The organism is Peribacillus sp. NPDC058002 (assembly GCF_042886655.1).
GTDB lineage: Bacteria > Bacillota > Bacilli > Bacillales > DSM-1321 > Peribacillus > Peribacillus aracenensis.
In genome coordinates, this window is record NZ_JBHVQU010000199.1 from 1 (window position 1) to 6,594 (window position 6,594).

Annotated in this window: 7 protein-coding genes; all 7 read right to left on the reverse strand. The window is 40.5% G+C overall.

Going from position 1 to position 6,594, the window contains the following annotated elements; genetic code table 11:
* Positions 1–382 precede the first annotated feature (382 nt).
* Positions 383–631 (reverse strand): trp RNA-binding attenuation protein MtrB, encoded by a 249-nt coding sequence (gene mtrB / locus ACFVSH_RS21390; RefSeq protein WP_076365643.1) that lies wholly within the window; start codon positions 629–631, stop codon positions 383–385.
* Positions 632–651: 20 nt separating this feature from the next.
* Entirely contained in the window at positions 652–1,218 is a 567-nt protein-coding gene (gene folE, locus ACFVSH_RS21395; protein ID WP_076365641.1) for a GTP cyclohydrolase I FolE, read from the reverse strand.
* Positions 1,219–1,524: 306 nt separating this feature from the next.
* The gene (locus tag ACFVSH_RS21400; protein WP_034308023.1) at positions 1,525–1,797 is read right to left on the reverse strand and encodes an HU family DNA-binding protein; all 273 of its coding nucleotides are present in this window, start codon (positions 1,795–1,797) and stop codon (positions 1,525–1,527) included.
* A gap of 505 nt (positions 1,798–2,302) precedes the next feature.
* Positions 2,303–3,781: a stage IV sporulation protein A gene (gene spoIVA / locus ACFVSH_RS21405; RefSeq protein WP_214789416.1), complete on the reverse strand. Its 1,479-nt coding sequence runs from the start codon at positions 3,779–3,781 to the stop codon at positions 2,303–2,305.
* 232 nt (positions 3,782–4,013) lie between these two features.
* On the reverse strand, positions 4,014–4,739 hold the full coding sequence (locus tag ACFVSH_RS21410; protein WP_387597651.1) for a hypothetical protein: 726 nt from the start codon (positions 4,737–4,739) through the stop codon (positions 4,014–4,016).
* Positions 4,740–4,752: 13 nt separating this feature from the next.
* Positions 4,753–4,950 carry a DUF2768 domain-containing protein gene (locus ACFVSH_RS21415; RefSeq protein ID WP_048681698.1) on the reverse strand — a complete coding sequence of 66 codons (198 nt, stop codon included), beginning with the start codon at positions 4,948–4,950 and terminating at the stop codon, positions 4,753–4,755.
* Between the two features lie 221 nt (positions 4,951–5,171).
* Entirely contained in the window at positions 5,172–6,545 is a 1,374-nt protein-coding gene (locus ACFVSH_RS21420; RefSeq protein ID WP_260286040.1) for a putrescine aminotransferase, read from the reverse strand.
* Positions 6,546–6,594 lie beyond the last annotated feature (49 nt).

Below are 6,594 nucleotides of genomic sequence, written 5' to 3' on the forward strand. Positions count from 1 at the left end.
AAACAATCCCCAAAGCAATATCAGTTTATCTTCGTCCAAGCTTGGCTTTTGTATATACTTCAATAAATATGGATGTTGAGCTTTCGTTTCTATTAATCGTTTTAATTGCTTTATGTCGTCCGTTATGTTTAACAATTGAGATCACCCTTGCATCCCCGAAAGATAATTTTTTTCATACATATTGGTTTCTGTCTGTGTCAAATACACATTATTATACCATAAAAACAATCAGATGAAATGGTCAACGTTTATAAAATGAAACTTCCAAAAATAAGGAAACCATTGTCTTTTGCTCTTCAAAAAAATGGATGCGGGAAATTTACAGCTTGTTAAACCCATATCAGATGATTGATTTACTAATTAACCAGGCATTGAGACGCTATCATTTATCAGGAGAATTCTTTTTGGAATCACTTTCTATCTCTCCGAATGGAGTATAGACCTTTGCATGGCCCCTGATTTTAATTGCCGAGGTATGCTCGGTGAATTGGGCGATCATCACCTCTCCCGAGTCAAGCTTTTCGGAGTGATGAAACTTGGTGTCCGTTCCCCTTGTCAACCCGATGACATTCACGCTATCCTCAATGGCTTTGATTACGACAAAATCATTCAGAATCTTTTTTTCATTCATTTTTTCCTGCCCCCATGTCCTTAGTCTTTAATGAATGCCAGCACTTCAGCTCTAGTACGGTGATCCTTCGCAAACGTTCCCCTTACAGCGGAAGTCACTGTTTTAGATCCGGGTTTTTTTACACCGCGCATGGTCATGCACATATGTTCAGCCTCTACTACAACCATTACACCATGTGGCTCGAGCTTTTCCATTATCGAGTCAGCAACTGTAGAAGTGATGCGCTCTTGAAGTTGCGGACGCTTCGATACAGCCTCAACCGCCCGTGCCAATTTACTTAGGCCAGTCACTTTTCCGTTTTTCGGAATATATGCTACATGGGCTTTCCCGTAAAAAGGGACTAAATGATGTTCACATACTGAGTAAAACGGAATATCCTTTACAAGTACGAGTTCTTCATGGTCCTCCCCAAAAACAGTATCGAAATATTCCTTTGGATCCTGATTAAGTCCAGAAAAAATTTCTTCATACATTCTGGCTACACGGCTAGGAGTATCCAGCAGTCCTTCCCTCGTTGGGTCTTCCCCTACAGCTTCAAGAAGCATTTTAACCGCTTCTTCTAATTTGGCATGATCAACATTAGCCATTTTTTGTACCTCCTAAAAAATCAATAATATTATGTATTCAGATAAAAAATCCAAGGCGTTGCACCCGGATATCGATAATTACGATTATTAAAGCGACCCATTCCCCCATACATTGACGGCCTTTAAGGCAGTTTCGTCGGAAGCTGTATTCGGATGGTCATTTCCTTGTGGCGGATTTACCATCTGTTAGCGTTTCAAAAATATTCACTGTCTTTTATATTATCACAGATGGAAATTAAGAAGCAAAAAAAGGACCGCGTTTTCACGCGGCCCTTTTCGGTTAAGCACCCGTATGTAATGGTAGAATTACTTCACTGCATCTTTCAGCGCTTTACCGGGTTTGAAAGCTGGCACTTTGCTAGCTGCAATTTCGATTTCGTCACCAGTTTGTGGGTTACGGCCTTTACGAGCCGCACGTTCACGAACTTCAAAGTTACCAAAACCAATCAATTGGACTTTATCACCGTTTTTTAGAGCTTCTAAGATTGTATCAAAAACAGCATCAACAGCTTTTGTAGCGTCTTTCTTAGAAATTTCAGTTGCTGTAACAACTTCATTAATTAATTCTGTTTTGTTCATGCCATTCACCTCCTCCCAAAAGGGATCTTTATAAAAAATCATTATTACAACACTATAATAGTGATTTGATATTAGTTTCGGTCAAAAAATTTTCATTCCCTGGCAATCATGGATTACCAAGCCCGAATAATTTCCAAATAATTCATCCGGAAACCTATAAATAGGTTGAAATCGCTGTTATAACGCGTTTTCTGTATGTAGATTATCACAAATCCTATTAGCTTAGCAAGGGAATTCAAAAAATAATGGGAATCTTTTCATTAATAATTGTATATATTATAAATTTTGTCTTTCGCTATTCATCATTTCCCTTTTTTATAGAAATTAAACTTATTATATTGCTGAAAATCGCTTAACCACAGGGTTTTTTTAAGATTATACTAAATAACGGCAGATCATTTCAAATATTAGCATTCAAAAATGGTATTTTTTCTGCGATCCTGCCGTTCATCCCATGCAAAAAGACCAATCCATAAATGGAGTTGGTCCAGCTTTTAAACGTTTTCTATAAGATGATGGCAATCAATCCCCCACTGCCCTCATTAATGATCCTCTCCAGTGTTTCTTTCAATTTATATCGCGCATTGTCTGGCATCATCGCTAATTTCACTTGTATGCCTTCCCTTACATAAGAACTTAGGCTTCTGCCAAAAATATCGGAGTTCCAAATGGAAAGTGGATTGTCTTCGAAATCCTGCATCAGATACCGGACTAATTCCTCACTTTGCTTTTCAGTACCGATGATTGGCGAGAACTCGGATTCGACATCGACCTTGATCATATGGATGGAAGGAGCTACGGCTTTTAGCCTGACACCGAACCGGGCTCCCTGACGGATGATTTCCGGTTCATCAAGACTCATATCGTTAAGGGATGGGGCTGCAACACCATATCCAGTTTGTTTGACCATTCTTAATGCATCGGCCACCTGATCATATTCTGCTTTAGCATACGCAAAGTCCTGCATCAATGATAACAGATGATCCTTGCCCCGGATCTCTACACCGACAATTTCCTTCAAGATTTCATCATAGAGTTCATCTGGGGCATATAGGTCTATTTCTGCAACACCCTGACCCATCTCAATGCCTGCAAGCGCGGCACGGTCAATGAACTCGAATTCATTGAAATGACCGACTACACGATCCACATCCCTCAGGCGTTTAATGTCCTTGACGGTCTCTTTAACCGCGTCCTGGTAACTTTCCCTCAACCAATGATCCTCGCGCAGAACCATTACCCAGCTCGGGAGATTAACATTGACCTCAAGGACAGGAAACTCGTACAGGGCCTCGCGCAGTACGCTATAAACATCCGATTCCCGCATTCCTTCGACACTCATGGCCAATACAGGGATATCATACTTTTCCTGAAGGGATTCCTTCAGTGCTACCGTATTCGGGTGGTGGGGCTGAACGGAATTGACAATCATGATAAATGGTTTGCCAACCTCCTTCAATTCTTCGACAACCCTTTCCTCGGCCTCTAAATAATCACTTCGCGGAATTTCTCCTATCGATCCATCCGTCGTAACGACTACACCTAATGTGGAATGATCCTGAATTACTTTGCGAGTACCGATCTCAGCCGCTTCATTGAACGGAATCGGTTCTTCATACCAAGGTGTGTGAATCATGCGGGGACCATTTTCATCTTCATACCCTTTAGCCCCTGGTATTGTATAACCGACACAATCGACTAAACGGATGTTCACGTCGAGGCCTTCAGCTACTTGAATCGATGCTGCCTGATTCGGTACGAATTTTGGTTCCGTCGTCATGATCGTCTTTCCGGCTGCACTTTGAGGCAATTCATCCTGTGCCCTGGCACGGTCCGCTTCTGACGGTATATTCGGAATGACGACTAGCTCCATGAATTTTTTAATAAATGTGGATTTCCCTGTCCTGACGGCACCGACCACCCCCAAGTATATATCGCCACCGGTCCGTTCAGCTATATCTTTAAAAATATCTACCTTTTCCAAGGTATCCCCTCCCGAATTAGAGTTTTGGGATTTCGTTTATCCATTTGCATTTATTTAGGACACTATATATCTATGATGTTGTCCTAAAAATTTATTCCAATTATTTCCCTGGTTCAATCCCTTCCTCCACCAGAAATTTTATATAAGGGTTGTTATTTTAAAAGTAAGATGAAATAAAGATAAATGAAATAACCCTTCCCCTACAATATATTTTGCAGAAGAAGGGTTATGCCTATTTTGTAAGAAATATTGGATTATTTGTTTTTCCATCAATTGTATATGGCAATGAATAGGCAGGGACGAACTCCGAACTCTGAACCAGCAGTTTCCGGATATCTTCACCTTGCTTAATTTCCCCCTCATGCTTCTTCAATGCCTCAAGTAAATCCGGGGTATAATCAACAAAAATACTGCCTTGACCATCGACTACAAGATATAAGTCTTTTTGTGAAAATGGGCTCGTGACCGTCGGAGCTTCCTTCAGGCCCATTTTTTCATAATCAAGAGTGAAGACATTATCGGATAACCTTTCCTTAAATGGCGGATATCCGTTGCTTTGCTGATAAGCAGTCAATCTCAAGGAAACATCCTGAATCTTCTGCGCCATCCTGACATCCAACAGCTTTACAGTCGGATCCTTTTCAACATTTACGAGGATGTATTGAAAGACGCCTCCCGATTCAAAGGCATTGTCTGGCGGTTCAGCCATATACCTCGGTGAAATCTTAGAAAATTTTATGACATATTTTTGATAAATCGGTGTTTCAGCGTCTTTTGTAACGATGGGCAGTATGCCGCCCTCATCTTTCTGAAATTGGTCCACTGCACTTTGGACTGATTGTATTTGCTCTTTATAAGGCAGTTGGTTTTGCATTTTTTGCTTTTCCGGATATAAGCAGCCAGATAATGATACAGAGATGCATAATAAACATAATATTTTGAAAAAATTTCTCATCATTTCTCCTCACCTATCAAGTGGTTGGCCCGCTAAGAACAACGATAAGGATGATCAAGCCGGCCAGAATCATAAGTATGTATGCGATAATTGCTGTCAAGACTCTCCAAAAACCTTTTAATTTATAGCGGCTTAAGTAGATTAGAAATATAGAGATAACCATAAAGCCCATAGCTATAAAGGATATCCACATTTTTTGCAGAGCAGGTGTCATATCTTCATCACTCCTTTTTCCAGAAATTATTATAACATACCAAATTACGTTAAAGGAATTAAATCCTTGTCCAATCTGTGTAATTCCCGTTTTCATGACTCATTTTTCTTGAAAAAAATTTCTGAGGAGCAGTTATAAAACAAAAATATGTAAGTAATCCCCATACCATCTCCCTCCAATTCAAAAAAACAGCCCTAAGGCTGTTTTTCTGCTTACATAAATTAAGATTGCAGCGTCGGCAAGACTTCTTTAAACGCTTTAATGACTGTATCGACTTCATCCAACTTAATAGTCAATGACGGCTCAATCCTTATTGTTTTGGAATTTATGAGCGTACCTGCTACCAAGATGCCTTTATCAAAGAGGGCCTTTGAGAATTCATAACCCACTTCATCTTTATGGAACTCAATACCGATCATCAAACCTTGGCCGCGGATCTCCAAAACCTTATCTTTGTGCTCATCAGCCACTTCCCTTAACCCATTTAAGAAGTATTCACCAACTTCTGCAGCACGCTGCGGTAAGTTTTCTTCCAAAAGTACGTCGATCGTCGCAATGGCCGCAGCACAAGCTAGTGGATTTCCGCCAAATGTCGTAGTGTGCATGAATGGATTGTCGAACCAGCTTTTAAACACTTTCTCATTGGCTACAACAGCCCCTGCAGGCATTACCCCGCCGCCAAATGCTTTTGCTAAACAAATAATGTCCGGAACAACATCATATAGCTCGGAAGCGAACATTTTACCAGTACGGCCCATTCCAGTTTGCACTTCATCCAATATTAATAACGCATCATATTCGTCACATAATGCCCGAACTTGCTTTAAATAACCTTGCGGAGGAAGGATGACCCCACCTTCACCCTGGATTGGCTCCAATAGTACAGCAGCAACATCTTCACCGACCAACGCACAACTTTCAAACGTTTTTCTCATCATATCCACATCACCAAAAGGTACATGACGCACACCTGGGATCAATGGAATGAACGGTTTTCTGAACATGCCTTTTGCCGTTGCCGATAGTGAACCAAGGCTTTTTCCATGAAATGATTTTGTCGTGGAAATGATCGTGTGTCGGTCACTGTACATTTTGGCCAGCTTAAGTGCAGCCTCCACGCTCTCGGTACCGCTATTCGTAAAGAACGAGTATTTTAGATCTCCCGGCGTGATTTCGGCAAGGATCTTGGCGAGCATTGCGCGTAATGGATCAAGTAAGTCCTGGCTATGAAGGGCTTGTCTTTGCAATTGATCGGTTACAGCCTTTACAACTTTTGGGTTACGGTGGCCTACATTATAAATTCCAAATCCACCTAAACAATCAATATATTTTTTTCCATTTACATCCGTAAAACAGGAATCTTGATCAGACCACTCAACCGAAGCGAATTGTGTGTCTTTAGTGACCGTCTTGCGGTATTCCAAAAACCCTGGGTTTACATGGTCACGGAAATTCTCGACCGTTTCTTTTGTTACCCACTGTGCATCTTCTTTTGAAATTTCTTTTTGTTCGATTAATTGAAGCACTTTTTTAATATAATCTTGGGTTGCTGATTGGTTAGTTTGAGTGTTTTTACTTTCTACGTTAATTGACATTTTTTAATCTCCTTTTTTTATAACTTTAGTGGATGGTTAATTAAGATTG

What these genes read in the sequence shown, in the direction of transcription:
- ACFVSH_RS21415 (WP_048681698.1), bottom strand. Translation starts at nt 4,950, where the DNA reads ATGACACCTGCTCTGCAAAAAATGTGGATATCCTTTATAGCTATGGGC.
- ACFVSH_RS21400 (WP_034308023.1), bottom strand. Translation starts at nt 1,797, where the DNA reads ATGAACAAAACAGAATTAATTAATGAAGTTGTTACAGCAACTGAAATT.
- ACFVSH_RS21420 (WP_260286040.1), bottom strand. Translation starts at nt 6,545, where the DNA reads ATGTCAATTAACGTAGAAAGTAAAAACACTCAAACTAACCAATCAGCA.
- ACFVSH_RS21410 (WP_387597651.1), bottom strand. Translation starts at nt 4,739, where the DNA reads ATGATGAGAAATTTTTTCAAAATATTATGTTTATTATGCATCTCTGTA.
- folE (WP_076365641.1), bottom strand. Translation starts at nt 1,218, where the DNA reads ATGGCTAATGTTGATCATGCCAAATTAGAAGAAGCGGTTAAAATGCTT.
- mtrB (WP_076365643.1), bottom strand. Translation starts at nt 631, where the DNA reads ATGAATGAAAAAAAGATTCTGAATGATTTTGTCGTAATCAAAGCCATT.